The organism is Streptomyces sp. PA03-3a, assembly GCF_033792735.1.
Taxonomy (GTDB): Bacteria; Actinomycetota; Actinomycetes; order Streptomycetales; family Streptomycetaceae; genus Actinacidiphila.
The window spans coordinates 249,526-275,371 of record NZ_JARAVM010000002.1 but is presented as its reverse complement, the minus strand read 5'-3'; the positions used below and the strand labels follow the sequence as shown (position 1 = coordinate 275,371).

17 protein-coding genes are annotated in these 25,846 nt (G+C 70.8%); 11 read left to right on the top strand and 6 right to left on the bottom strand.

All coding sequences use genetic code 11. The annotated features are described in order from the left end of the window. Positions 1 to 28 precede the first annotated feature (28 nt). The 6 genes from PV342_RS03390 to PV342_RS03365 form a co-directional block, all read right to left on the bottom strand. Positions 29 to 2,944: a hypothetical protein gene (locus PV342_RS03390; protein ID WP_500315771.1), complete on the bottom strand. Its 2,916-nt coding sequence runs from the start codon at positions 2,942 to 2,944 to the stop codon at positions 29 to 31. Beyond that, the gene (locus PV342_RS03385; RefSeq protein WP_018563241.1) at positions 2,944 to 4,788 is read right to left on the bottom strand and encodes an HSP90 family protein; all 1,845 of its coding nucleotides are present in this window, start codon (positions 4,786 to 4,788) and stop codon (positions 2,944 to 2,946) included. Before PV342_RS03385 ends, PV342_RS03390 begins: the two co-directional genes overlap by 1 nt. A 49-nt stretch (positions 4,789 to 4,837) precedes the next feature. Then, positions 4,838 to 5,746, bottom strand: a complete 909-nt coding sequence (locus PV342_RS03380; RefSeq protein WP_400795673.1) for a hypothetical protein — start codon at positions 5,744 to 5,746, stop codon at positions 4,838 to 4,840. 239 nt (positions 5,747 to 5,985) lie between these two features. After that, positions 5,986 to 7,515, bottom strand: coding sequence for a helix-turn-helix domain-containing protein (locus tag PV342_RS03375; protein ID WP_018563239.1), 1,530 nt, complete (start codon positions 7,513 to 7,515; stop codon positions 5,986 to 5,988). Positions 7,516 to 7,529: 14 nt separating this feature from the next. Beyond that, positions 7,530 to 8,036 (bottom strand): methylated-DNA--[protein]-cysteine S-methyltransferase, encoded by a 507-nt coding sequence (locus PV342_RS03370; RefSeq protein ID WP_329185201.1) that lies wholly within the window; start codon positions 8,034 to 8,036, stop codon positions 7,530 to 7,532. A gap of 3 nt (positions 8,037 to 8,039) precedes the next feature. Beyond that, positions 8,040 to 9,530: an AlkA N-terminal domain-containing protein gene (locus PV342_RS03365; protein ID WP_400795681.1), complete on the bottom strand. Its 1,491-nt coding sequence runs from the start codon at positions 9,528 to 9,530 to the stop codon at positions 8,040 to 8,042. A 133-nt stretch (positions 9,531 to 9,663) separates the two neighbouring features. Between PV342_RS03365 and PV342_RS03360 the strand changes: the two genes are divergently transcribed. The 11 genes from PV342_RS03360 to PV342_RS03310 all read left to right on the top strand — a co-directional run bounded on the left by PV342_RS03360 (position 9,664) and on the right by PV342_RS03310 (position 25,838). Then, complete coding sequence (locus tag PV342_RS03360) at positions 9,664 to 10,491, top strand: isocitrate lyase/PEP mutase family protein (RefSeq protein ID WP_500315770.1); 828 nt, start codon at positions 9,664 to 9,666, stop codon at positions 10,489 to 10,491. 317 nt (positions 10,492 to 10,808) lie between these two features. Next, entirely contained in the window at positions 10,809 to 13,523 is a 2,715-nt protein-coding gene (gene acnA / locus PV342_RS03355; protein ID WP_400795687.1) for an aconitate hydratase AcnA, read from the top strand. Positions 13,524 to 13,789: 266 nt separating this feature from the next. Then, positions 13,790 to 15,184: an N-acetylglucosamine/diacetylchitobiose ABC transporter substrate-binding protein gene (ngcE, locus tag PV342_RS03350; protein WP_400796494.1), complete on the top strand. Its 1,395-nt coding sequence runs from the start codon at positions 13,790 to 13,792 to the stop codon at positions 15,182 to 15,184. 101 nt (positions 15,185 to 15,285) lie between these two features. Further along, entirely contained in the window at positions 15,286 to 16,218 is a 933-nt protein-coding gene (locus PV342_RS03345) for a carbohydrate ABC transporter permease (protein ID WP_361003624.1), read from the top strand. A gap of 16 nt (positions 16,219 to 16,234) precedes the next feature. Beyond that, complete coding sequence (locus PV342_RS03340; RefSeq protein WP_018563232.1) at positions 16,235 to 17,170, top strand: carbohydrate ABC transporter permease; 936 nt, start codon at positions 16,235 to 16,237, stop codon at positions 17,168 to 17,170. Between the two features lie 226 nt (positions 17,171 to 17,396). Further along, the gene (locus PV342_RS03335) at positions 17,397 to 18,593 is read left to right on the top strand and encodes an ROK family transcriptional regulator (protein ID WP_500315769.1); all 1,197 of its coding nucleotides are present in this window, start codon (positions 17,397 to 17,399) and stop codon (positions 18,591 to 18,593) included. 146 nt (positions 18,594 to 18,739) lie between these two features. After that, positions 18,740 to 19,843 (top strand): sugar ABC transporter substrate-binding protein, encoded by a 1,104-nt coding sequence (locus PV342_RS03330; protein WP_386987208.1) that lies wholly within the window; start codon positions 18,740 to 18,742, stop codon positions 19,841 to 19,843. A 187-nt stretch (positions 19,844 to 20,030) separates the two neighbouring features. After that, positions 20,031 to 20,819, top strand: coding sequence for an ATP-binding cassette domain-containing protein (locus PV342_RS03325; RefSeq protein WP_037733039.1), 789 nt, complete (start codon positions 20,031 to 20,033; stop codon positions 20,817 to 20,819). Then, a complete protein-coding gene (locus PV342_RS03320) occupies positions 20,816 to 22,114 on the top strand; it encodes a sugar ABC transporter permease (RefSeq protein ID WP_386987205.1) in 1,299 nt (432 codons plus the stop codon). The genes PV342_RS03325 and PV342_RS03320 overlap by 4 nt, the downstream gene beginning before the upstream one ends. Positions 22,115 to 22,250: 136 nt before the next feature. Further along, positions 22,251 to 24,179 carry a 1-deoxy-D-xylulose-5-phosphate synthase gene (dxs, locus tag PV342_RS03315; protein ID WP_329185191.1) on the top strand — a complete coding sequence of 643 codons (1,929 nt, stop codon included), beginning with the start codon at positions 22,251 to 22,253 and terminating at the stop codon, positions 24,177 to 24,179. 147 nt (positions 24,180 to 24,326) lie between these two features. Next, positions 24,327 to 25,838: an amino acid permease gene (locus PV342_RS03310; RefSeq protein ID WP_400795703.1), complete on the top strand. Its 1,512-nt coding sequence runs from the start codon at positions 24,327 to 24,329 to the stop codon at positions 25,836 to 25,838. Positions 25,839 to 25,846: the final 8 nt, after the last annotated feature.

The window sequence follows — 25,846 nt, the reverse complement described above, 5'->3', positions numbered from 1 at the left end:
GACGCCGCATGCCCCCGCACCGCGCAGGTCAGCCCCGGCCGCGCGAGGACACCTCGTCGCCGACCCGGGAGAGGATCGCGGCCGCCTGGTCGAGCCCCGCCTCCCGGCAGCGGGTGATCGCGGCGCGGAGCCGTGCCAGGGCGGCGTCCGGCCGGCCGAGGCCGTTCGCCTCGACCAGCGCGGCGACCCGGACGGCCTCGGCGCGCGGCGCCTCGCCCTGCGCCCCGCCCTCCTCGTGGGCGGCGATCGCCCGCTCCAGCTCGGCGAGCGCCTCGGGGAAGCGCTCGGCGCCGGCGTAGGCCCGGCCGCGCTGGTAGTGCGTGGCGCCGGTCTGGTACCAGCGGGCGACGTCCTCGTCGTCCCCGGACAGTGCCGCCAGGACCTCGTCCGCCCTGCGCAGGTGCCCCAGGGCGTCCTCCAGGCCGTCGGCGCCCTTGGCCGACACGGCGTACGCGGCGAAGTCCCGCATCATCTCCGCGACCGCGTGCGGGTTCGGCCCCTTGGCGTGCGAGGCGACGGCGCGGTCGTACGCGGAGCGCGCCGCGTCCTCACGGCCGGCCGCGAGCAGGGCGACGGCGGCCTCCGAGGCGACGAGCGTGTGCGTGAACTGCTCCTCCCACGGCTCGACGGCGTCGGCCAGCAGCAGGAACTGCTCGGCGCTCGCGCGGTGCTCCTCCAGCTCCCGCAGTCCCCGCGCCAGCAGGAGCCGGGCCTGGGCCAGGGCACGTTCGTCCATGCCGGCCGCGGCCTCGTCCGCGACCAGCGACTCCAGCACGGCGACGGCGTCCGCCTGGCGGTCGGCGCGGGCGAGCACGTCCGCCAGCTCCACCCGCAACTCGGCGGCGCCCGCCGCGTCGCCCTCGCGGTCCAGCCGTGACGCGCCGTCGGACAGGTGGCGCACGGCCGCGCCCTGGTCGCCCGCGTGGTCGGCGGCGTGGCCGAGCAGCGCGTGGGTGCGCGCCACCGGGAACGCTGTGTCGCCGTGCGCGGCGGCCGAGGCGAGCGCGCCGTGGAACTGCTCCATGGCCTCCTCGGGGCGGTGCTGCTGCAGCAGCACCTGGCCGAGCAGCCCTCGCGGGCGCGTGCCGCGCCAGGGTGTCCCGGCCGCCTCCACGACCCGCAGCACGCTCCGCAGTTCCCGCTCGGCCCGCTCCGGATCACCGGAGCGCGCCGCGAGATCCGCCGCGTACACCCGGGTGTTGACCGTGCGCTCCGGGGCGCCGAGCCGTTCCGACTCGGCCACGGCCTCGGCCACGGCGGCCTCGAAGCGCTCGCGCAGCTCCGCCGGGACGTCGGGAAGCGCGGCCATCGCCTCGGTGTGCGCGAGGAACGCGCGGCACTGCAGCACGACGAAGTAGGCGCGCCGGACCGCGGTGGCCGTGTCCTCGTCCGCCAGCGCGCGGGCCTCGGCCAGGACGGTGTCCAGCTCCGCCCGGCCCGCGTCGGCCTCCGGGCCGGGCTCCACGCCCACCGAGGCCAGCCGCGCTCGGGCGGTCAGCACGCGCTCGGGCATGCCGGCCAGGGCGAACAGCTCGCGTGCCTCGGCGAGGGCGGCCTTGACCGCCGCCTTGTCCTCGTCCTCCATCGCCGCGAAGGCGCGGTGCTCGGCCAGTTCGCCCCGCAGCCGTTCCTCCGGCCCCAGCCGGGGATCGTGGACATGGCCGTCGGCTCCGACGCGCTCGGCGATCCGGCGCCACAGCTCCTCGTCGCCGGGACGGCCCGCGTCGGCCAACTCACGTGCCTTCTGGACCAGTTCCACGAAGTCCTCGGGCACCTCCCGTGCGGAGGCGGCCACCGGCGGGGCCGTCGCCGCCGGCTCGCCCTCCGGCGACGGCACGGCCGCGGTGCGCAGCCCGAGCGCCAGCGGCTCGGCGAGCGGCGGCCGCCGGGCGAGCCGCGCCCGGCGGCGCTCGCCGACGGCGCCGGTGCCGTTGCGCCGGTCGAACGCCGCGGCCAGGGCGTCGCCCTGCTCGCTCACGTGGTCCAGCAGTTCCCGCGCCGTCCAGGTGCGTCCCACCGGCCCGGCGACGGGAGTCGTGTCGTACCCCTCGTCGACCAGGCGCCGGGTGAGGACCTGGACACCGGTGAGGAAGCCGAGCAGCGAGAGCGGGGCTCCGGTGGTGTCGAACAGGGCGCGGTTCTCGGCGAGGATCTCCAGCGCCCGGCCCTCGTTGCCGGACAGCGCGCAGAACTCCACGTGCAGACCGGTCTCCTCGGCCATGCCGACGCGGCCCCGGGCGTGCCGGTAGCCGGTCAGGTGGTACGAGCGGGCCTCGTCGGTGCGGCCGAGGCGCAGCAGCGGCAGCAGGGCGTGGGCCTGGGTGACCCAGGGCTCCTCCTCGCAGCTCTGGACGCCGCCGAGGACCGGTTCCCAGGTGCGCAGGGCCTGTTCGTCGTCGCCCGCGTGGAGGTGGTGCAGCCCCTGGTGCCGGGTCTCGCAGGCCAGGCAGTCGCTGAGCCGCTCCCGGGGCCGCGTGACCCACAGGTCCCAGGCCGTCTCGCGGTCCGCGCCGGTGTGGGCGGCGATCCGGTGCCGCATCGCCGCCACCGGCTGCAGGCCCTCACCGGCGGCGCGGTAGCGGTCACGCATCCGGCCGACCCACCCGTCGACCGTGGCCAGCGGGACGTCCGGCACCTGGAGCAGCGAGGTCGTCACCCACTTGTGGCGCCACAGCACCTGGCGGGCCTCCCACTCGCTGAAGGAGCCGGGCACCTCCTCCCACAGCGTGAGGATCCGGGCGAAGACGACCGGGGACTTGCGGTGCTCGGCGGCGTACTCGTACGCCGACATGAGTTCGAGAAGCGCCGTCACCAGGACGTCCTTCTCCTCGAACTGCTCGGCCGCCTCGACCAGTTCCTCGGCGGTCACGGTGCGGGGCGTTCCGTAGGGGCGCTCGTTGTTCTCGCGGAGCGCCTCGAACACGGCCTCGGGGGTGTCCAGCATCAGTGCTCCTTGGCGTCCGGCCCGGACGCGGGGGCGTCCTGGTCGTGCATGGCGTGGGTGAGCAGGCCGATGAACGCCCGGTTGAGCAGCGCGCTCTCGGAGGACTTCAGCGGCCGCCGGGTGAGCAGCAGCGCCTGCCCGTACAGGGCCTCGGCGGTGGTGAGGGCCAGCCCCCGCTCGGTGACGGTGGCGGCCCTGCGCACCAGCGGGTTGAGGTGGTTGAGGACCAGCTGGGCCCGCGGGGCCTCCGTGCGCAGCGAGCCGAGGATGTCCGCCCACAGGCCGTCGCTGCTCTGCGCGAGACCGGCCCGGGTGCGCTCGTGGCGTGCCTCGCGGTCGTCCAGGAGCAGCGCGGGCGCCGTGACCGGCTGGAAGGCCCGCAGGACGACGTCGCAGTCGTACTGGCCGACGACCTCGCGGGCGACCGCGAGGAATGCGGCGGCGGCGAGTTCGGCGGCCGAGTCGACGGGGTCGAGGTGCGCGGTCACGGTGGCCGGGTCCAGGTCGGTGACCGTGGTGCCCGGACGGATCTCGGGCAGCCGGTGCACCAGGTCCCGGTCGTAGGTGTAGCCGCCGTTGACGACGCCGAGGCCCGCGGCCGCCGCGATCGGCGCGACCTGCCGGAACTCGTCGACGCTGCGGGTGACCAGCACCGTGGGGTGGGCGCGGGCGAACTCCTCCAGCGTGACGTTGCCGTCCGTCGTCTCGAAGGGCAGCCACGGCAGCAGCATCCGCAGCAGCGCGTCGTCGTAGCGGGCCAGCGCCTTGACGGCGAGGTGGTGGCTGTCGATGAAGCGCCGCAGCAGTACCGGGTCGCTGGCGGCGAGCCCGGTCAGCCAGTCCCGGATGCGGGCGCCGAGGGCGTCGCGGACGGCGGCCAGCGTCTCGTCCTCGTACAGCGCCTCGCGTGAGGCGGTCGGGCGCAGGCTGGTGACATCCACGACGCAGCGGACGAAGAAGGCCCATTCCGGCAGGAGTTCGGCGGCCCGGTCCGAGAGCAGCATGCCCTTGAGGTGCACCCGGTGCCCGGCCCGCTCCGACGGGTTGACGGCGGTCGGCAGCACATAGGCCACGCCCCGCAGCCCGGCGACGGGCAGATCGAGGTCGATGGTGTCGAGCGGTGTGAAGCCGAACGTCGCGCGGCAGTGCTCGGCGAGCGCCTCGGCGCGGGCCAGCGGGGAGCCGTGGCGGCGCTCCCACGGCGGCGTCTCGTTGACCGCGGTGCTCTCGCCGCGCGGGTCGACGACGGTGACCTCGTGCCGCAGCAGGCTGCCGTAGTGCCGGGCCAGCGAGGCCACCCGCTCGGGCTCCGTCCACTCGCGGGCGTCGGCGCGCGGGGTCAGCGTCACGCGGGTGCCCGGCTCGGGCAGCGCGTCGGCGGGGAGGGTGCGGATCGTGTAGCTGCCGTCGGAGCGTCCGCGCCATTCCACGGCCGGGGCGCCGGGCGCGGTCGCCGGACGGCTGACGACCGTGATCTCGTCGGCGACCACGAAGCAGGCCAGCAGACCGATGCCGAACTGGCCGATGAAGTCGCCGCGGGCGGCCTCGATCTCCCCGTCGGCGGCGCGCTTGGAGCTGCGCCCGATCGTCGCGAGGAAGGTGTGGACGTCGGCCTCGCTCAGCCCGACTCCGGTGTCGGTGACGCTGAGCGTGTCACCGGTCCGCACGGTGATCCTGGCCGGTGCGCCCGGCTGGACCGCCTGCCGGGCGGTGATCGCGTCGACGGCGTTCTGCAGCAGCTCCCGCAGGTAGACGCGGGGGCTGGAGTAGAGGTGGTGGGAGAGCAGGTCGACCAGGCCGCGCAGGTCGACCTGGAACGTGTGCGCTGACGGGGACTGGGACACCGAAGGGCCTTCCGGGCGGTGCGCGGACGGGGAACGGGGCGTGTGACGGTCAGGGACGTCCGGCGCGGAACCGCATGGTGCGGTAGGGCGACACCGGGACGCTGCCGTCGAGGTACTGCCACGGGAACTCCGTGACGAGCCCGCCGGTGGCGGTGAAGGCGGCCGCGGCCGCCTTCTTCTCGCCGGCCAGGACGAAGGCCAGGGCGAAGGTGTTGAGGGTGCCGAGCCGGCTGACCGGCTCTCCGTACGCGGCGTGGCGGTACGAGCGGTCGGCGGCCTCGTGGAGCTCCGCGACGACGTGGGCCGTCCGCATGTAGGGGCTGTCGGTGGCGCCGCGATCGAGGTCGAGCCAGTGCTCCAGGTGCGCGACCGCGACCAGCACGCCGAGCGCGCTGCCCTCGGGGGCGTTCAGCACGGACGCGCGCGCGAACGCGTGCATCTCGTCGTGGGAGCCGCCCCACTTCGCGCAGACCTGCTGCAGTTGCTGCTGGTGCGCGCCCAGGTGCTCCGGGACCCGCCGGGCGGCGGCCTCGAAGCGCAGGCGGGAGATGTCCTGGCCCATCTGCAGCCCCCGGGCGGACATCTGCAGGAAGTACCAGGGGGACGCCCAGCCGGGCTCGAGCTCGGCGGCCCGGTAGAGCAGGTCCTCGGCGACCTCGAGGCGCTCGTGGAAGATCTGGAACTGCTCACGCGAGACGTGCTTCGCCCGCAGTCCGGTCCTCGCCTCCCAGGCCCAGGCGACCTGGCGGGCACCGGCCACGAGCAGCGCCAGACCCGACTCGGGTTCGTCCGCGACGGCATTGGGCATCCACTGCTCGTAGCCCGCGACCTCGGTGGCGTTGGCGATCAGCCAGCCGCGCTCCCCGTCGTCGGAGACCGCCGACAGCTCGTCGCGCATCGCCGGCCAGTCGGCCGCCTCGGCCGCCGCCAGCAGTCGTGCGAGGCGCGGGTTCCCCATCGCGGGGCTCATCCGTGCCACGGGACGCGGTGCCCACCGCCTCAGCGAGAGCCCCGATCCGCCTCTCGTACCGCCGTCCGCCGTCCCGCCCGCGGGACCACGTCGGACCGCCACCATGAAGACCCCCTCCTGGCCTGGCCGTTTCCCCCCATGGGCCATGATCCGCGGCCCGGAGCATGATTATCACGGCCACCTTGCGGGGGAGTAGCCGGTTTCCCGGCCAGGAGGGGCGGGACGGGTCAGATGTCGCGGAACGTCTCGATCTGGGCCCCGATGGAGTTCAGCCGCTCGGCCAGCTCCTCGTAACCGCGGTTGATGACGTACACGTTCCGCAGTACCGAGGTGCCCTCGGCGGCGAGCATCGCCAGCAGCGTCACGACGGCGGGCCGCAGGGCCGGCGGGCACATCATCTCGGCGGTGCGCCAGCGGGTCGGGCCCTCGACCAGCACCCGGTGAGGGTCCAGCAGCTTGACGTTGGCGCCGAGCCGGGTCAGCTCGGTGAGGTAGATGGCGCGGTTGTCGTAGACCCAGTCGTGGATGAGGGTCGAGCCCTGTGCCGTGGCGGCGATCGCCGCGAAGAAGGGCACATTGTCGATGTTGAGGCCCGGGAAGGGCATGGGGTGGATCTTGTCGATGGGGGAGCGCAGCTTGGAGGGGCGCACGGTGAGGTCGATCAGCCGGGTGCGGCCGTTGTCGGCGGGGTACTCGGCCGAGCGCTCGTGGTCCAGGCCCATCTCCTCCAGGACCGCCAGTTCGATCTCCAGGAACTCCACCGGCACCCGGCGGATGGTCAGCTCGGACTCGGTGACCACGGCCGCGGCCAGCAGGCTCATGGCCTCCACCGGGTCCTCCGAGGGCGCGTAGTCCACGTCCCGGTCGATCTCGGCGACGCCGTGCACGGTCAGCGTGGTGGTGCCGATGCCGTCCACCCGAACCCCCAGCTCCTCCAGGAAGAAGCACAGGTCCTGGACCATGTAGTTGGAGCTGGCGTTGCGGATGACGGTCACCCCTTCGTGCCGGGCGGCCGCCAGGAGGGCGTTCTCGGTCACGGTGTCGCCGCGCTCGGTCAGCACGATGGGCCGCCGCGGGGCCACGGAGGGGGCGACCCGGGCGTGGTACATCCCGCTGGTGGCGGTCACGTCCAGCCCGAAGTGCCGCAGCGCGGTCATGTGCGGCTGGACGGTACGGGTGCCGAGGTCGCAGCCGCCCGCGTACGGGATGCGGAAGCGGTCGGTGCGGTGCATCAGCGGGCCGAGGAACATGATCACGCTGCGGGTGCGCCGGGCGGCGTCGGTGTCCATGGCGTCCAGCTCCAGCCGCGCGGGCGGGACGATCTCCAGGTCGTTGCCGTCGTTGATCCAGCGGGTGCGCACGCCGATGCTGTTCAGCACCTCCAGGATGCGGTAGACCTCCTCGATCCGCGCGACGCGGCGCAGGGTGGTCCGCCCGGAGTTCAGCAGCGTGGCGCACAGCAGCGCCACGCACGCGTTCTTGCTGGTCTTGACGTCGATGGCGCCGGACAGCCGGCGCCCGCCGACGACGCGCAGGTGCATGGGGCCCGCGTAGCCGAGGGAGACGATCTCGCTGTCGAGCGCTTCACCGATTCGGGCGATCATCTCAAGGCTGATGTTCTGGTTCCCGCGTTCAATACGGTTCACCGCGCTTTGGCTGGTCCCAAGCGCCTCCGCAAGTTGCGACTGGGTCCAGCCCCGGTGCTGTCGGGCGTCACGGATGAGCTTGCCGATGCGTGCGAGGTAGTCGTCTCCCATGGGGAGAGACTATCTCACATATGAGATGTCAACCCGAGCTCCAGGTCCAGGAGGAACCGCTTGCGCTCCAGACCGCCTCCGTATCCGGTGAGACCGCCGGAGGCGCCGACCACCCGGTGGCAGGGCACGATGATGCCGACCGGGTTCCGTCCGTTGGCGAGCCCGACGGCGCGCGACGCGCCGGGGCTGCCGAGCTTGTCCGCCAGCTGACCGTACGTCATCACCGTGCCGTACGGGATGGCCCGCAGACCCGCCCAGACGCGCTGCTGGAAGGGGGTGCCGCGCAGGTCCAGCGGCAGGTCGAAGGCGGTCAACCCGCCCTCGAAGTACGCCCCCAGCTGTTCGGCGGCGGGCGCGAACGGGGACTCGTCCGGGGCGCGGCGCGCGCCGAAGGACTCCTCCGGCGGCCGGTGGCGCTGCGCGGTCATGTAGAGACCGGACAGGACACCGCCGGTCGCGACCAGGGTCAGCGGCCCGACCGGGCTGTCGATGAGGGCGTGTGTGCGAAGGGACATGAACATTCCTCAGGCTCGGTCGGAGGGCAGGACGTTGACGGGGTGCTCGCCGGTGGCCCACAGGTGCTGGACGGCGTACGCGCGCCACGGCCGCCAGGCCGCGGCCCGCCGGACGAGGGCCGCGGGGGTCGTCGGGAGGCCCAGTTTTTCCGCGGCCGCCCGTACGCCCAAATCGGTGGCGGGGAAGGCGTCCGGGTCGCCGAGCGCCCGCATCGCGACCACCTCGACCGACCAGGGGCCGAAGCCCGGCAGCGCGGCGAGCTGCCGCCGGGCCTTCTCCCAGTCGCTGCCGACGTCCAGGTCCAGGCCCCCCTCGGTGAGCGCGGCGACCAGGGAGGTCAGCGTGGCCCGCCGGGTGCCCGGCATGGCCAGGGACCCCGGGTCCAGGGCCGTCAGCGCCCACGGCGAGGGGAACAGGTGGGTCAGCCCGCCCCCGGGGTCGGCGACGGGCTCGCCGTGCGCCCTCACCAGCCGGCCGGCCAGCGTGCGCGCCGCCGCGGTCGACACCTGCTGCCCGAGCACCACGCGGACCGCGAACTCGGGCCCGTCCACCGTGCGCGGCACCCGGCGCCCGGGGTTCGCGTCCACGTACGGGGCGAGCAGCGGGTCCTGCCGGAGCAGCCCGTCGACGGCGACCGGGTCGGCGTCCAGGTCGAGCAGCCACCGGCAGCGGCTGATGGCGTGCGACAGGTCCCGCCAGTCGGTGAGGGAGAGCCGGCAGGCGACGTGGTCGGGCTCGGGCCGCAGGGCCACGATCCCGTGGCCGTGGGGCAGCCGCAGTGTGCGGCGGTACGCACCCTCCCGCCACTCCTCCACACCCGGCACGCCGGTCGCGGCCAGGTGCCCGAAGAGGTTGCCGGGGCACAGCGGCGCCCGGAAGGGCAGCCGCAGCGTCAGCGAGCCCGACACGTCGGCGGCGGGGACGGAGTGCCGCGACCGGGCCGCCCGTGTCCGCAGCTCGCTCGGGGTGAGCGCGAAGACCTCGCGCACGGTGTCGTTGAAGGTGCGGATGCTGCTGAACCCTGCGGCGAAGGCGACGTCGGCCATCGGCAGCGCCGAGGTCTCGATCAGCAGCCGGGCCGTCTGCGCCCGCTGCGCCCGGGCGAGGGCGAGCGGCCCGGCCCCGAGCTCGGCCCGCAGCTGCCGCTCGACCTGCCGGGTGCTGTAGCCGAGACGCGCCGCGAGCCCGGGCACGCCGTCCCGGTCGACGACCCCGTCGGCGATCAGGCGCATGGCTCGGGCCACCAGGTCCGCCCGCTCGTTCCACCGGGGGGAACCGGGGGCGGCGTCGGGGCGGCAGCGCTTGCAGGCGCGGAAGCCGGCCTGCTGGGCGGCGGCCGCGCTCGGATGGAAACTCATGTTCTCCGGCTTGGGCGGCACCGCGGGGCAGCCGGGCCGGCAGTAGATGCGGGTGGTCAGCACCGCGGTGAAGAACCACCCGTCGAAACGGGAGTCCTTCGACTGCACGGCGCGCACACAGCGCTCGAAGTCCTCATGCACATCCCCCAGCATCCGTGGCCCGCGCGGGCCGGGGCTAGCGAGAATCCGACGTGGACGTACGGGGAGGCGGCGCGGGACGTACGTGTCGGAAATCCGCCGGACCCGGGCGCCGGCCGGTGATGGACTGCGGTCCGTGATCAGCGAACTCAAGGCCAAGGCCGAACTCTTCCGCTCCCTCCACGTCCCGGGGCGCCCGTTGCTCCTGGCCAACGCCTGGGACGCGGCGAGCGCCCGCGTTGCCGAGCGCGCCGGGGCAGCCGCCGTCGCCACCACCAGTTCCGGGGTCTCCTGGACCCTGGGCACCGCGGACGGCGACCACGTCGACCGCGGCCTCGCGCTGGAACTGACCGCGCGGGTCGCCGCGGCCGTCTCCGTCCCGGTCAGCGCCGACGTCGAGGGCGGCTACGCGGCCGACCCCGAGGGCGTCGCGGAGACGGTGCGGGCGGTGCTGGCCGCTGGCGCGGTCGGCATCAACATCGAGGACTCCCACGACGGCGGCCCGGCCGCCCTGCGCGCCGTGGACGACCAGGCCGCCCGCATCGCGGCCGCCCGCCGCGCCGCCGACGAGGCCGGGGTGCCGTTGTTCGTCCACGCCCGCACCGACACCTTCCTGCGGGGCGCGGGCGACCTGGGGGAGACCCTGGAGCGTGCCGCCGGCTACCTCGCGGCGGGCGCCGACGGCATCTTCGTGCCCGGCGTGAGCGACCCGGCCGTCGTCGCCGCCCTGGCCGAGGGCATCGACGCCCCCGTCGGCATCCTCGCCGGGCCCGGCGCGCCACCGGTGTCCGTGCTGGCCTCCGCGGGCGCGGCGCGCGTCAGCCTCGGCAGCGCGGTCGCCGAGGCCGCCTACACGCTGGTCGACCGGGCCACGCGCGAACTGCTCGCCACCGGCACCTATGCGGCCGTCGCGGGCGGCATCCCCTGGGGCGAGCTCAACGCCCTGATGCTCCCGGAGGGGTGACGGCAAAGCCTCACCCGAGGTGGGTGCCGTCCGGCCTTCGTGGACGGCGCCCTCGGCGCGGGGCGGGGGAGGAGCGGGAGGGGCACCCCCGGGCGCCCGGGCACAGCGGAAGGAGCGTGACGCCGCACACAGACGGCCCGGCGCATGACCCGGCAGCGGTGATGTATTAGAGTTATCTCGACATCGAGATATCTGCCAAGGCGCACCGCTGCCGCCAGGGGTAAGGCTCCCCTTAGTTAGCCTTACCTTAGCGGATCGGCCAGGGGTCGAAGCGGCAGCATTGCGGTGGTACGCGCAAAGTTACGAAGGAGACTGTCGTGTCGGCGAACAGCTTCGACGCCCGCAGCACCCTGCAGGTGGGCGACGAGTCGTACGAGATCTTCCGGCTGGACAAGGTCGAGGGCTCCGCGCGCCTCCCTTACAGCCTGAAGGTGCTGCTGGAGAACCTGCTCCGCACCGAGGACGGCGCCAACATCACGGCCGACCACATCCGTGCGCTCGGCGGCTGGGACTCCCAGGCCCAGCCGAGCCAGGAGATCCAGTTCACGCCGGCCCGCGTGATCATGCAGGACTTCACCGGCGTGCCCTGCGTGGTGGACCTCGCCACCATGCGCGAGGCCGTCAAGGAGCTGGGCGGCGACCCGTCCCGCATCAACCCGCTGGCCCCGGCCGAGCTGGTCATCGACCACTCGGTCATCGCCGACAAGTTCGGCACCCCGGACTCCTTCGCGCAGAACGTGGAGCTGGAGTACGGCCGCAACAAGGAGCGCTACCAGTTCCTGCGCTGGGGCCAGACCGCGTTCGACGAGTTCAAGGTCGTCCCGCCGGGCACCGGCATCGTCCACCAGGTGAACATCGAGCACCTGGCCCGCACCGTCATGGTCCGGAACGGCCAGGCCTACCCCGACACCCTCGTCGGCACCGACTCGCACACCACCATGGTCAACGGCCTCGGCGTGCTGGGCTGGGGCGTCGGCGGCATCGAGGCCGAGGCCGCCATGCTCGGCCAGCCGGTCTCCATGCTGATCCCGCGCGTCGTCGGCTTCAAGCTGACCGGCGAGCTCCCCACCGGCACCACCGCGACCGACCTCGTGCTGACCATCACCGAGATGCTGCGCAAGCACGGTGTCGTCGGCAAGTTCGTCGAGTTCTACGGCGAGGGCGTCTCCGCCACCTCGCTCGCCAACCGCGCCACCATCGGCAACATGTCGCCGGAGTTCGGCTCCACCGCGGCGATCTTCCCGATCGATGCGGAGACCATTAACTACCTGAAGCTGACCGGCCGTTCTGAGCAGCAGCTCGCGCTCGTCGAGGCGTACGCCAAGGAGCAGGGCCTGTGGCTGGACCCGGCCGCCGAGCCGGACTTCTCCGAGAAGCTGGAGCTGGACCTCTCCACGGTCGTACCCTCCATCGCCGGCCCCAAGCGCCCGCAGGACCGCATCGTCCTCGCAAACGCCGCCGAGCAGTTCAAGAGCGACGTGCGCAACTACGTCGACACCGCGGACGAGTCCGGGAAGGAGTCCTTCCCGGCCTCCGACTCCCCGGCCGCCACCAACGGCGTCCCGACCCGCCCGACCCTGGTGACGGCTCCCGACGGGTCCACGTACGAGATCGACCACGGCGCCGTCACCGTCGCCGCGATCACCTCCTGCACCAACACCTCGAACCCGTACGTCATGGTCGCCGCCGCCCTGGTGGCCAAGAAGGCGGTCGAGAAGGGCCTGACCCGCAAGCCGTGGGTGAAGACCACGCTCGCCCCGGGCTCCAAGGTCGTCATGGACTACTACGACCGGGCCGGACTCACCCCGTACCTGGACAAGATGGGCTTCAACCTGGTCGGCTACGGCTGCACCACCTGCATCGGCAACTCCGGCCCGCTGCCGGACGAGGTCTCCAAGGCCGTCAACGAGCACGACCTGGCCGTGACCTCGGTGCTGTCGGGCAACCGCAACTTCGAGGGCCGGATCAACCCGGACGTGAAGATGAACTACCTGGCGTCCCCGCCGCTGGTCGTGGCGTACGCCATCGCCGGCTCCATGAAGGTGGACGTCACCAAGGACGCCATCGGCACGGACACCGAGGGCAAGCCGGTCTTCCTGCAGGACATCTGGCCCTCCGAGCAGGAGGTCAACGAGGTCGTCGCCTCCGCGATCGGCCAGGACATGTTCAGCACCTCCTACCAGGACGTCTTCGCCGGCGACGCCCAGTGGCAGTCGCTGCCGATCCCGACCGGCAACACCTTCGAGTGGGACCCGCAGTCGACCTACGTCCGCAAGCCCCCGTACTTCGAGGGCATGGCCATGGAGCCGGCCCCGGTCACCGACATCGCCGGTGCCCGTGTGCTGGCGAAGCTGGGCGACTCGGTCACCACCGACCACATCTCCCCGGCCGGTGCGATCAAGGCCGACACCCCGGCCGGCACGTACCTCACCGAGCACGGTGTGGAGCGCCGCGACTTCAACTCCTACGGCTCCCGCCGCGGCAACCACGAGGTCATGATCCGCGGCACGTTCGCCAACATCCGCCTGCGCAACCAGATCGCGCCGGGCACCGAGGGCGGCTACACCCGCGACTTCACGCAGGAGGGCGGCCCGGTCGCCTTCATCTACGACGCGTCGCAGAACTACCAGGCCGCCGGCACCCCGCTGGTCGTCCTGGCGGGCAAGGAGTACGGCTCCGGCTCCTCCCGCGACTGGGCCGCCAAGGGCACCGCGCTGCTGGGCGTCAAGGCCGTCATCGCCGAGTCGTACGAGCGCATCCACCGCTCCAACCTGATCGGCATGGGCGTGCTGCCCCTGCAGTTCCCCGAGGGCGCCACGGCGGCCTCGCTGGGCCTGACCGGTGAGGAGACCTTCGCGTTCTCCGGCATCACCGAACTCAACGACGGCACCACCCCGCGCACCGTCAAGGTGACGACCGACACCGGCGTCGAGTTCGACGCCGTGGTCCGCATCGACACCCCCGGTGAGGCGGACTACTACCGCAACGGCGGCATCATGCAGTACGTCCTGCGCTCCCTGATCCGCAAGTAAGGATCACCGCGTCCGGACCCGTCGAACGGGCCCGCATCCCCGCCGGGGGTGCGGGCCCGTCCGCGTTACCGGCAGGTCTCAACTAGGGAAAGCTGTCTGTCAAAAGCGCGCATGACCTTGCCCACCTCGCGGGAAGTGGACTATACCTGTCGGCGTCCAGGAGGCCCGCTGAACGCGGGCTTGCGCGGGGGGAACAACGGGTGCGTGGCCCGTGCACAGATTCAACTCCGCACCGCATGGGTCCTGGAGAAGGTGAGGACTTGAGCATGAGATCCGACGTCAACCGGCGTGATCTGATCAAGCGGGCCGCAGCGGTGGGCCTGTTGGCCGCTCCCGCCGCGGGTCTGCTGAGTGCCTGTGCGTCCAGCGGCAGTGGCAACGACAAGGGCACCGAGAAGGGCGAGAAGTCCAAGGAGAACCCCTTCGGCGTGGCCAACGACGCCCCTCTGGACGTCGTGATCTTCAAGGGCGGCTACGGGGACGCGTACGCCGTCGAGTTCGAGAAGATCTACAAGAAGAAGTTCGCCGGGTCGAAGGTCAGCCACCTGGGCACCCAGGAGATCACCGGCAAGCTCCAGCCCCGCTTCAACGCCGGCAACCCGCCGGACGTCGTCGACGACTCCGGCGCCCAGCAGATCAAGCTGGACGTGCTCTACAAGAGCGGCCAGCTCACCGACCTCACGCCGCTGCTCGACGCGCCCTACATCGACGACCCGAGCAAGAAGATCAGGGACGTCCTGCAGCCCGGCACCATCGAGACGGGCAGCTTCGACGACGGCAAGATGTACCAGCTCTCCTACATCTACACCGTCTGGGGCCTGTGGTACTCCGGCAAGCTCTTCAAGGAGAAGGGCTGGACCGCGCCGAAGACCTGGGCCGACTTCATGTCGCTGTGCGAGGAGATCAAGAAGTCCGGCATCGCGCCCTTCTGCCACCAGGGCAAGTACCCGTACTACATCAACATCGTGGTCATGGACCTCATCGCCAAGCACGGCGGTCCCGACCTGGTGAAGCGCATCGACGACATGGACGCGACCGTCTGGGACGAGCCCGCCGCCAAGGCGGCCGTCGAGGCCGTCTACCAGATCGCCGACAAGGGCTACCTGCTCCCCGGCACCAACGGCATGACCCACATCGAGTCCCAGACCGCCTGGAACGAGGGCAAGGCCGCCTTCATCCCCTGCGGTTCGTGGCTGGAGAACGAGCAGCTGAAGGCCACCCCCTCGGACTTCGAGATGACCTTCCTGCCGATCCCCTCGCTGGACGGCGACAAGCTGCCCTTCGAGGCGATCCGGGCCGGCGCCGGTGAGCCCTTCATCGTCCCGAAGAAGGCCAAGAACCAGGCGGGCGGCCTGGAGTTCCTGCGGATCATGCTCACCAAGGAAGCCTCGAGCAAGTTCGCCCAGACGGCCAACTCGCTGACCGTGCTCAAGGACGGCGTCGGTTCCGACGTCCAGCTGCGCCCGGGCACCGCGTCCACCGTCACCGCGCTCACCGCGGCCGGGAGCAACGTCTTCAACTACAACTACATCAACACGCAGAGTGCCTTCGACACCGACGTGCAGAACGCCAGCGCCGAGCTGATGGCCAAGCGCATCAAGCCCGCCGACTGGCTCAAGCGGGTCAAGGCGGCGGCCGAGAAGGCCAAGAAGGGCTCTTAGTTCGCCCGGCCCTTGCGCACCGGGGCCCCGGTGCCCCCTGATGGTCCGGGGGGCGTTCGGGGCCCCGGTGCGACGGTCTACCCGATGGCAGGAGCAGCGCCATGCGTTACCGCAAGTACCCGTTCATCGCGGGATTCCTCGTCATTCCGGTCGTGCTCTACGTCGTCTTCGTGATCTGGCCGTACCTCCAGACGTTCGGGTATTCCCTGACGGACTGGTCCGGGCAGTCCCAGGAGATGCACTTCGTCGGCCTGGAGAATTACACCAAGCTCTTCGGGGACCACGTCTTCCTGCAGGCGCTCCAGCACAATGTGCTGCTGCTGGTCTTCCTGCCGGTGATCACGATCCTGCTGGCGCTCTTCTTCGCCTTCATGCTCAACGTGGGTGGCCGCGGCGGTACCACGGGCGTGCGCGGAGTGCGCGGATCCGCCCTCTACAAGGTGGTCTTCTTCTTTCCCCAGGTGCTTTCCGTCGCCATTCTCGTCGTGCTGTTCCAGGCGGTCTACCGCAGTGACGGAAGCGGCCTCCTGAACGGCATCCTCATCAAACTGCACCTGCAGGACCCGAGTGCCCCGGTCGAATGGCTGAACAGCCCCGACCTGGTGATGTGGTGCCTGCTCGGCGTGCAGATCTGGGCCGGTGTCGGTTTCTACCTGGTGCTGTTCTCGGCGGCCATGCAGTCCGTTCCCAAGGACATCTACGAGGCCGCGCTGCTGGACGGCGCCGGCCGCCTGCAGACCTTCTTCAAGGTGACGCTCCCGCTGCTCTGGGACAGCGTGCAGACGGCCTGGGTGTACCTCGCCATCGCCGCGATGGACTTCTTCGTGCTGGCCTCGGTCCTCACTCCGGGATCGAGTTTCGGCGGCGGCCCGGACTACCACGGTGAGGTCATGGCGACCTACCTGATGCGCAACTTCCTCACCTTCGGAAAGAGCGGCTACGCCTGTGCCATGGGCGTCGTCATCCTCTTCCTCACCCTGATCCTTTCCGCCATCGCGCTGCGGGTCTCCCGCCGCGATCGCATCGAGTACTGAGCGGGGAGCGCATCCCATGGCCACTCCCATCAAGCAGCCCACTCCGGTACCGGTCTTCAAGGGGCAGCCCACCACGATCGGCAGCAAGAAGACCGACCGGGAACGTTTCGCCGACGGCGGCACGACGCTCAACGTCTTCTCGCACGGCTTCCTGGTCCTGTGGGGCGTGATGATCCTTCTGCCGCTGGCATGGATCGTCCTCGGCTCCTTCAAGAACAACACGGAGATCGGCGCGAGCGCCTGGTCCTGGCCCTCGCACTGGTCCTTCGACGCATTCTCCCGGGCCTGGGAGAAGGGCATCGGCGAGTTCTTCGTGAACACGGTGATCGTGCTGGTGTTCTCGGTCCCGCTGACCATGCTGCTGGGGTCGATGACCGCGTACGTGCTGGCGCGCTACGAATTCCCCGGCAACCGGATCATCTTCTACCTGTTTGTCGGCGGCGCGATGTTCCCGGTGTACCTCGCCCTCGTGCCGTTGTTCTTCATGGTCAGCAACCTGGGCATGCTCAACACCTACCAGGGCCTGATCCTGGTCTACGTCGCCTACTCGCTGCCCTTCACCGTCTTCTTCATGCACTCCTTCTTCAGGACCCTGCCCACGGCGGTCCACGAAGCGGCGATGATCGACGGCTGTTCGCACACCCGCGCCTTCTTCCAGGTAATGCTGCCGATGGCGAAGCCGGGCCTGATCAGCGTGGGAATCTTCAACGTGCTGGGCCAGTGGAACCAGTACATCCTGCCGATGACCCTCATGCAGCAGCAGTCCAGCAGCGACCCGGACCGCTCGATGCTGGCCCAGGGCCTGGTGAACCTGGCGCAGCAGCAGGGGTACTCCGGTGACTACCCGGCGCTCTTCGCGGGCATGACCATCGCGATGCTCCCGGTGCTCGTGGTCTACCTCTCCTTCCAGCGGCAGGTGCAGGCGGGTCTGACGGCCGGCACCCTGAAGTAACCGGAAGGTCACTCCACGTGGCCGTCGCCCGGTCGTCCGGGCGGCGGAGCGGAAGCGGTCCCGCCGTATGCGGGGCCGCTTCTGGATTTTTCGGGCATTAGGTCGGCGGTCTGGTTCTGCCCCTTGACGGGAAGCGAGCCTAAAGGCTTGCTTAGAGTTCACATGTTGTAGACGACGGGGTCTCATCGGCGTGGCTCCCGTCCGGTTCGGCAGGAGTGGAATGGTCGTGGAGACTCCGGGATCCCAGTCGTCGCTGCATCGGGCCAACCTCGAGCGGGTGGTCCGGGCCGTACGCCTGGCGGGTTCGCTGACGCAGGCGGAGATCGCCCGTACGACGGGGTTGTCCGCCGCGACGGTCTCCAACATCGTCCGCGAACTGCGGGACAACGGGACCGTGCAGGTCACCCCCACCTCCTCGGGCGGGCGCCGGGCCCGCGCCGTGGCGCTGTCCGGTGACGCGGGCGTCGTCGTCGGCGTCGACTTCGGGCACTCCCACCTGCGGGTGGCGGTCGGCAACCTGGCCCACCAGGTGCTCGCCGAGCAGTCCGAGCCGATCGACGTGGACGCCTCGGCCTCCGAGGGCTTCGACCGGGCCGAGCACCTGGTCGCGCGGCTGATCGAGTCCAGCGGCATCGACGCCCGCAAGGTGATCGGCGTGGGGCTCGGCGTGCCGGGCCCGATCGACGTGGAGACCGGCGCGCTGGGGTCCACCGCCATCCTCCCGGGGTGGGGCGGCATCAACCCGCGCCAGGAACTCGCCGAGCGGCTGCGCATGCCCGTCCAGGTGGACAACGACGCCAACCTCGGCGCCCTCGGCGAACTGGTCTGGGGCGGCGGCCGGGGGGTGAAGGACCTGGCGTACATCAAGGTGGCCAGCGGCGTGGGCGCCGGGCTGGTGATCGACGGCCGCATCTACCGCGGGCCCGGCGGCACCGCGGGCGAGATCGGTCACATCACGCTGGACGAGTCCGGCCCGGTGTGCCGCTGCGGCAACCGCGGCTGCCTGGAGACCTTCACCGCCGCCCGCTACGTACTGGACCTGCTGCGCGGCAGCCACGGCCCCGGTCTCACCCTGGCGCGCATGGTGCAGCTGGGCCGCGAGGGCGACCCGGGCTGCCGCCGGGTCATCGCGGACGTCGGCCGGCACATCGGCATGGGCGTCGCCAGCCTCGCCAACCTCTTGAACCCGAGCCGGGTGGTGCTCGGCGGCGATCTCGCCGAGGCCGGGGAACTGGTCCTCGCGCCCCTCAGGGAGTCCGTGGCGCGGTACGCGATCCCCAGTGCGGCGCGGCGCCTGTCCGTTGTCTCCGGGGGCCTGGGGGCTCGCGCGGAGGTGCTGGGCGCCCTGGCGCTGGCCCTCAGCGAGGTGGGGGATTCGACCCTTTTGGATGCGGATGTCCCTGCAGCGGTCGCTGTGTCGTAGAGATCACTCTGCGTTCATCTAGATAACGAAACGCACCGTTGCCATCTCGTTAAGTATTTACTTCTTGACGTCAAGGCTGTTGCCGAGTTGACTCACGCTCACCTCGGCCGCAGTCTTTTGCGGCCCTGTCAGGGAGGCAACCCCACATGAACGCAATGATGCGTCGCGTCGTGATCGGCACCGCGGCCGTCTCCATGGCCCTTTCCGTTGCGGCGTGCGGCAAGGCCGGCGACGACAAGGCGGACGGCGGCAGCAGCAGCACCGGCAGCAAGAGCAAGACCATCGGTCTGCTGCTTCCCGACAGCGTCACCGCGCGGTACGACAAGTTCGACAAGCCGCTGTTCGAGGCCAAGGTCAAGGAGCTGTGCGCCGACTGCGACGTACAGTACGCGAACGCCGCGGGCGACTCGGGCAAGCAGGCCCAGCAGGTCTCGACCATGATCACCAAGGGTGTCAAGGTGATCGTGATCAGCGCCCAGGACGCCGCTGCCATCAAGACCTCCGTCCAGGCCGCCGTCGACAAGGGCATCAAGGTCATCGCCTACGACCGCCTCGCCCAGGGCCCGGTCTCCGCGTACGTCTCCTTCGACAACGAGAAGGTCGGCGAGCTGCAGGGCCAGGCGCTGCTCGACGCGCTCGGCGACAAGGCGAAGCCGTCGGCGAACGTCGTCATGATCAACGGTGACGACGCCGACCCGAACGCCGCGATGTTCAAGGCGGGTGCCCACAAGGTGCTCGACGGCAAGGTCAAGATCGCCTACGAGCAGAGCGGTCTGTGGAAGGACACCGTCGCCAACCAGAAGATGACGGCGGCCATCACCCAGCTCAAGGCCAAGAACATCGCGGGCGTCTACGCCGCCAATGACGGCATGGCCGGCGGCATCGCCACCGCCCTCAAGGGCGCCGGCATCAGCGGCATCCCGCTGACCGGTCAGGACGCCGAACTCGCGGGCATCCAGCGGATCATCGCGGGCAGCCAGTCGAGCACCGTCTACAAGGCGTTCAAGCCCGAGGCCGACGCCGCCGCCCAGCTCGCGGTCAACCTGATCGAGGGCAAGGACATCGCCTCCCTGGCCACCACCTCGCTGACCAGCGGCTCCGGTGACAAGGTTCCGTCCCAGCTGCTGACCCCGGTCTCGGTGACCAAGGCCAACGTCAAGGACACGGTCATCGCGGACAAGCTGTACTCCGTCGCGGAGATCTGCACGGCCGAGTTCGCCAAGGCCTGCAAGGCCGCCGGCATCCAGTAACACGGCAGGTCCTCCCTCCGGAGGCCGCCACGCGAACCTGTCCGGTGCCCGCCCCGTCCAACAGACCCCGCTGACGGGGCGGGCGCCGGACAGACAGTTCGCTTCCGTTCATGTAAAGCTGTGCAGTTTGCACAAAACTCCGCGCCCCTGCAAGCGCGGCATCCCCGCCGGTCAGGCGGCGAAGGAGATGGTTCACGTGTCCGCTACGCCCGTGCTGGCGTTGCGCGGAGTCTCCAAGCGATTCGGTGCGGTCCAGGCACTCACCGATGTCGATCTGGAGGTCCACGCCGGTGAGGTCGTCGCGCTCGTCGGCGACAACGGCGCAGGTAAGTCGACCCTGGTCAAGACGATCGCGGGTGTCCACCCCATCGATGAAGGCGTCATCGAGTGGGAGGGCAAGCCGGTCAGCATCAACAAGCCGCACGACGCCCAGGGCTTCGGAATCGCGACGGTCTACCAGGACCTCGCGCTCTGCGACAACCTCGACGTCGTCGCCAACCTCTACCTCGGCCGCGAGATCAAGCGCGCCAGCGTGATCGACGAGGTCACCATGGAGGCGCGGTCCAGGGAGCTGCTGAGCACCCTGTCGATCCGCATCCCCAGCGTCCGCATCCCGATCGCGAGCCTGTCGGGTGGTCAGCGTCAGGTCGTCGCGATCGCGCGCGCCCTGATCGGCGACCCCAAGCTGGTCATCCTCGACGAGCCGACCGCCGCCCTCGGTGTGGAGCAGACGGCCCAGGTGCTCGACCTGGTGGAGCGGCTGCGCCAGCGCGGCCTCGCCGTCATCCTCATCAGCCACAACATGGTGGACGTCAAGGCCGTCGCCGACAAGGTGGCGGTACTGCGGCTCGGTCGCAACAACGGTGTGTTCGACGTCAAGAGCACGTCCCAGGAAGAAATCATCTCCGCGATCACGGGCGCCACGGACAACGCCGTGACCCGCCGTCAGGCGCGGCGCACGGAGGATGCAAAGTGAGCGACACGTCGAAGACCGTAAAGCAGGACGCGGTGGCAGCGGTCGAGGACGCGTCCTCGGCTGCGGTGCCCGTGGTCGACCCGCGTCTGCTCGTCCGTGAAGAGGGCTTCAAGGGCTACATCACGGAGTTCAAGCGCAAGGTGCGCGGCGGTGAGCTCGGCTCGCTGCCGGTCATCATCGGCCTGATCATCATCTGGACCGTCTTCCAGACCCAGTCCAGCAACTTCCTGACCGCCGGCAACCTGGCCAACATCGGCTTCTTCCTGGCGGCCACCGGCATGCTCGCCATCGGCCTGGTCTTCGTGCTGCTGCTCGGCGAGATCGACCTGTCGGTGGGCTCGGTCAGCGGTCTGGCGTCCTCGCTCTTCGCGATCCTGGCGACCACCCACGGGATGAACCCGTGGCTCGCCCTGATCCTGACGATCCTGACCGGCATCCTCATCGGTGTCCTGCACGGCTGGTTCTTCGCCAAGATCGGCGTCCCCGCGTTCGTCGTCACCCTCGCCGGCTTCCTCGGCTGGAACGGCTTGATGCTGCAGCTGCTCGGCGACAGCGGAAGCCTCTCCATCCAGGACACCGGCCCGCTGCACATCCTGGGTCAGCAGTCCTTCTTCCTCGACCAGGACATCGCCGGCGCCTACCTGCTGGCGGGCCTCGGCACGGTGGCCATGCTCGCCGGTTCGCTCATCGAGCAGCGCCGCCGTCGTGCCGCCGGCGTCCCCTTCCGGCCCACCAGCGAGATCGCGCTCCGTGTCGGCGCCCTCGCGGTGGTCTCCTTCGTCGTCGCCTACGTGCTGAACCAGGCGAGCGGTGTCCCCAACGCGCTGGTGATCTTCCTGGCGGCCCTGGTCATCACCGACTTCGTGCTCCGCCGCACCTCCTACGGCCGCAAGATCTTCGCGGTCGGTGGCGGCATCGAAGCGGCCCGCCGGGCCGGCATCAACGTCGCCATGATCCGTATCTCCGTGTTCGCCATCTCCGGTGCGTTCGCGGCGATCGGCGGTCTGTTCTTCGCCGCCCAGACCTACACCGCCTCGCTCGGCGCGGGCGGCGGCAACTACCTGATGCTGGCCATCGCGGCCGCGGTCATCGGCGGCACCAGCCTCTTCGGCGGCCGCGGCACCGTCTGGTCCGCCCTGCTCGGCATGCTGGTCATCCAGTCCATCCAGACCGGCCTGGACCTGCTCAACATGAACACCGCGCTGCAGTACATGATCACCGCCGCGGTGCTCCTCGCCGCCGTGGTCATCGACTCGGTGTCCCGCAAGAGCCAGAAGGCCGCCGGCCGCGGCTGACGGTTCTCACCGCACCAGTGGCGTGACGTGCCCGGCGCAGGGAAGATCATCCCAGCGCCGGGCACAGGTGTGTGCGGAGCTGAAAACGCGAACACATACACTCGGGTGACCGGCAAGCGACAACAAGGAGGCACGGGTGGCGCTGCTGACCCGTATCAAGGGACCGCGCGACCTCGACCGGCTCAGCCCGGAGCAGCTGGTCGAGCTGGCAGGCGAGATCCGTACCTTCCTGGTCGACGAGGTCTCCAAGACGGGCGGGCACCTGGGGCCGAACCTCGGTGTCGTCGAACTCACCATCGCCCTGCACCGGGTCTTCGACTCGCCGAAGGACAAGGTGCTGTGGGACACCGGGCACCAGTCCTACGTCCACAAGCTGCTCACCGGCCGTCAGGACTTCTCCAAGCTCAAGGGCAAGGGGGGCCTGTCCGGTTACCCCTCGCGCGCCGAGTCCGAGCACGACGTCATCGAGAACAGCCACGCCTCCACGGTGCTCGGCTGGGCCGACGGCCTGGCCAAGGCCAACGAGCAGCTCGGCAAGCGCGACCACACCGTCGCCGTCATCGGTGACGGCGCGCTGACCGGTGGCATGGCCTGGGAGGCGCTGAACAACATCGCCGCCGCCAAGGACCGCCCGCTGGTCATCGTCGTCAACGACAACGAGCGCTCCTACGCGCCCACCATCGGCGGCCTCGCCAACCACCTCGCCACGCTGCGCACCACGGACGGCTACGAGCGCTTCCTCACCCGCACCAAGGAGCTGCTGGAGCGCACCCCCGTCATCGGCCAGCCGCTGTACGAGACGCTGCACGGCGCCAAGAAGGGCTTCAAGGACTTCATCGCCCCGCAGGGCATGTTCGAGGACCTGGGCCTGAAGTACGTCGGCCCGATCGACGGCCACGACCTCGCCGCCCTGGAGTCCGCGCTGCAGCGCGCCAAGCGCTTCGGCGGCCCGGTCATCGTCCACTGCCTGACGGAGAAGGGCCGCGGCTACACGCCGGCCCTGCAGGACGAGGCCGACCGCTTCCACGCCGTCGGCAAGATCCACCCCGACACCGGGCTGCCCATCGCCGCCTCGGGTGCGGACTGGACCTCGGTCTTCGCCGAGGAGATGGTCAAGCTCGGCAAGGAGCGCAAGGACATCGTCGCCATCACCGCGGCGATGCTGCAGCCCGTCGGCCTGGACAAGTTCGCCAAGGCCTTCCCCGAGCGCGTCTACGACGTCGGCATCGCCGAGCAGCACGCCGCGGTGTCCGCGGCGGGTCTGGCGACCGGCGGCCTGCACCCGGTGGTCGCGGTCTACGCGACCTTCCTCAACCGCGCCTTCGACCAGGTGCTGATGGACGTCGCGCTCCACAAGTGCGGTGTGACCTTCGTCCTGGACCGCGCCGGCATCACCGGCACCGACGGCGCCTCGCACAACGGCATGTGGGACATGTCGATCCTGCAGGTCGTCCCCGGCCTGCGGATCGCCGCCCCGCGCGACGCCGACCAGGTGCGCGCCCAGCTCCGCGAGGCCGTGGCGGTCGAGGACGCCCCGACCGTGGTCCGCTACTCCAAGGGCGCGGTCGGCCCGGCGGTCAAGGCCGTCGGCAAGGTCGGCGGCATGGACGTGCTGCGCGCGGCCGAGCCCCAGGGCGACGGCGCCAAGCCGGACGTCCTGCTGGTCTCCGTCGGCGCGCTCGCCCCGATGTGCCTGGAGATCGCCGGCCTGCTCGACGCCCAGGGCATCACCACCACCGTCGTCGACCCGCGCTGGGTCAAGCCCGTCGACGCGGCCCTGCCCGGTCTCGCGGCCGGCCACCGGGTCGTCGTCACGGTCGAGGACAACGGGCGCGTCGGGGGTGTCGGCTCCGCCGTCGCCCAGGCGCTGCGCGACGCGAACGTGGACGTGCCGCTGCGCGACTTCGGCATCCCGCAGGAGTTCCTCGACCACGCCGGCCGCAAGGAGGTCATGGCCGAGATCGGCCTGACAGCCCCGGACATCGCGCGCCAGGTGACCGGTCTCGTCAGCCGGCTCGGGGACCGCTACGCCGACGAGCCCGCACCGCAGGTCGCGGGCGACTGACGCCCGCTTCCCGCCCTCGGCACCACCGGGCCGGGCGACACCCTTACGGGTGATCGCCCGGCCCTTCTGCCGATGTGTAGGCGCGCCAGATCCGGTCACAAGCCTCTGCGGGTGCTGTGATGCAGGAACAACTGTGGAGGTGCGCCGGTGGACGTGGGCGGTAACACGGCGAAGGGTCGGAGCGGTTTCTTCCGTACCAAATCGGTCGAGGAGTCCCTGCGGGACACACAGGAGCCGGAGCACGCGCTCAAGAAGTCACTGTCCGCCCTCGACCTCACGGTCTTCGGCGTCGGAGTGATCATCGGCACCGGCATCTTCGTCCTCACGGGCAAGGTGGCGAAGGAGAACGCGGGCCCCGCCGTCGCCCTGTCCTTCGTCGCCGCCGGCGTCGTCTGCGCGCTCGCCGCCCTGTGCTACGCGGAGTTCGCCTCCACCGTGCCGGTGGCCGGGTCCGCCTACACCTTCTCCTTCGCGACCCTCGGCGAACTGCCCGCCTGGATCATCGGCTGGGACCTCGTCCTCGAACTGGCCCTGGGCTCCGCCGTGGTCGCGGTCGGATGGTCGGGGTACGTGCGCTCGATCATGGACAACTGGGGCTGGCACCTGCCCTCGGTGCTGTCCGGCGGCCAGCAGAGCGGCTTCCACTTCGACCTGCTGGCCTTCCTGCTGGTGGCGGTGCTGACCGCCATCCTGGTCGCCGGGATGAAGCTCTCGGCCCGGGTCACCTCCGTGGTGGTCGCCATCAAGCTGACCGTGGTGCTCATCGTGATCGTCGTGGGCGCGTTCTTCATCAAAGGCCAGAACTACACGCCGTTCGTCCCGCCGGCCGTGCGGTCCGAGGGCGCGGAGGCCGGCATCAAGGCCCCGCTGATCCAGCTGATCTCGGGCTTCGAACCGTCCCAGTTCGGCGTCATGGGCATCTTCACCGCGGCGGCCGTGGTCTTCTTCGCCTACATCGGGTTCGACATCGTCGCCACCGCCGCCGAGGAGACCAGGAACCCGCAGCGCGACGTGCCGCGCGGCATCCTCGGCTCGCTGATCATCTGCACCGTGCTGTACGTCGCCGTGTCCGTCGTCGTCACCGGCATGCAGCACTACAGCCAACTGACGGTTGACGCGCCGCTGGCCGACGCCTTCAAGGCCGTGGGCCACCCCTTCTGGGCCGGGCTGATCGCCTTCGGCGCCGTGGTGGGCCTGACGACGGTCTGCATGATCCTGCTGCTCGGGCAGAGCCGGGTCTTCTTCGCGATGAGCCGCGACGGACTGCTGCCGCGCTTCTTCTCCCAGGTGCACCCCACGCGGGGCACGCCCTACCGCTCGACGATCCTGCTCGGCGGCATCGTGGCGATCGTCGCGGGCTTCACCACCATCGAGGAACTGGCCGAGCTGGTGAACATCGGCACCCTGTTCGCCTTCGTCGTCGTCGCCGTCGGCGTCGTGGTGCTGCGCCGCACCCGTCCCGACCTGCCTCGCGCCTTCCGCACCCCGTTCGTGCCGTGGCTGCCCGCGGTGTCGGTGCTCGCCACCCTGTGGCTGATGCTCAACCTGCCGGCCGAGACCTGGCTGCGGTTCGCCGTCTGGATGGTCATCGGCTGCGTCGTCTACTTCCTCTACGGCTACCGGCACAGCCGGGTGCGCAAGTCGGCCCGCCAGGGGTGAGCTGACGC

Bases quoted from the DNA above. Each gene is read 5' to 3' on its own strand.
- PV342_RS03380 (WP_400795673.1), bottom strand. From the start codon at position 5,746: ATGGGGAACCCGCGCCTCGCACGACTGCTGGCGGCGGCCGAGGCGGCC.
- ngcE (WP_400796494.1), top strand. From the start codon at position 13,790: ATGAGATCCGACGTCAACCGGCGTGATCTGATCAAGCGGGCCGCAGCG.
- PV342_RS03370 (WP_329185201.1), bottom strand. From the start codon at position 8,036: ATGTTCATGTCCCTTCGCACACACGCCCTCATCGACAGCCCGGTCGGG.
- PV342_RS03390 (WP_500315771.1), bottom strand. From the start codon at position 2,944: ATGCTGGACACCCCCGAGGCCGTGTTCGAGGCGCTCCGCGAGAACAAC.
- PV342_RS03345 (WP_361003624.1), top strand. From the start codon at position 15,286: ATGCGTTACCGCAAGTACCCGTTCATCGCGGGATTCCTCGTCATTCCG.
- PV342_RS03375 (WP_018563239.1), bottom strand. From the start codon at position 7,515: ATGGGAGACGACTACCTCGCACGCATCGGCAAGCTCATCCGTGACGCC.
- PV342_RS03325 (WP_037733039.1), top strand. From the start codon at position 20,031: ATGGTTCACGTGTCCGCTACGCCCGTGCTGGCGTTGCGCGGAGTCTCC.
- PV342_RS03330 (WP_386987208.1), top strand. From the start codon at position 18,740: ATGAACGCAATGATGCGTCGCGTCGTGATCGGCACCGCGGCCGTCTCC.
- PV342_RS03340 (WP_018563232.1), top strand. From the start codon at position 16,235: ATGGCCACTCCCATCAAGCAGCCCACTCCGGTACCGGTCTTCAAGGGG.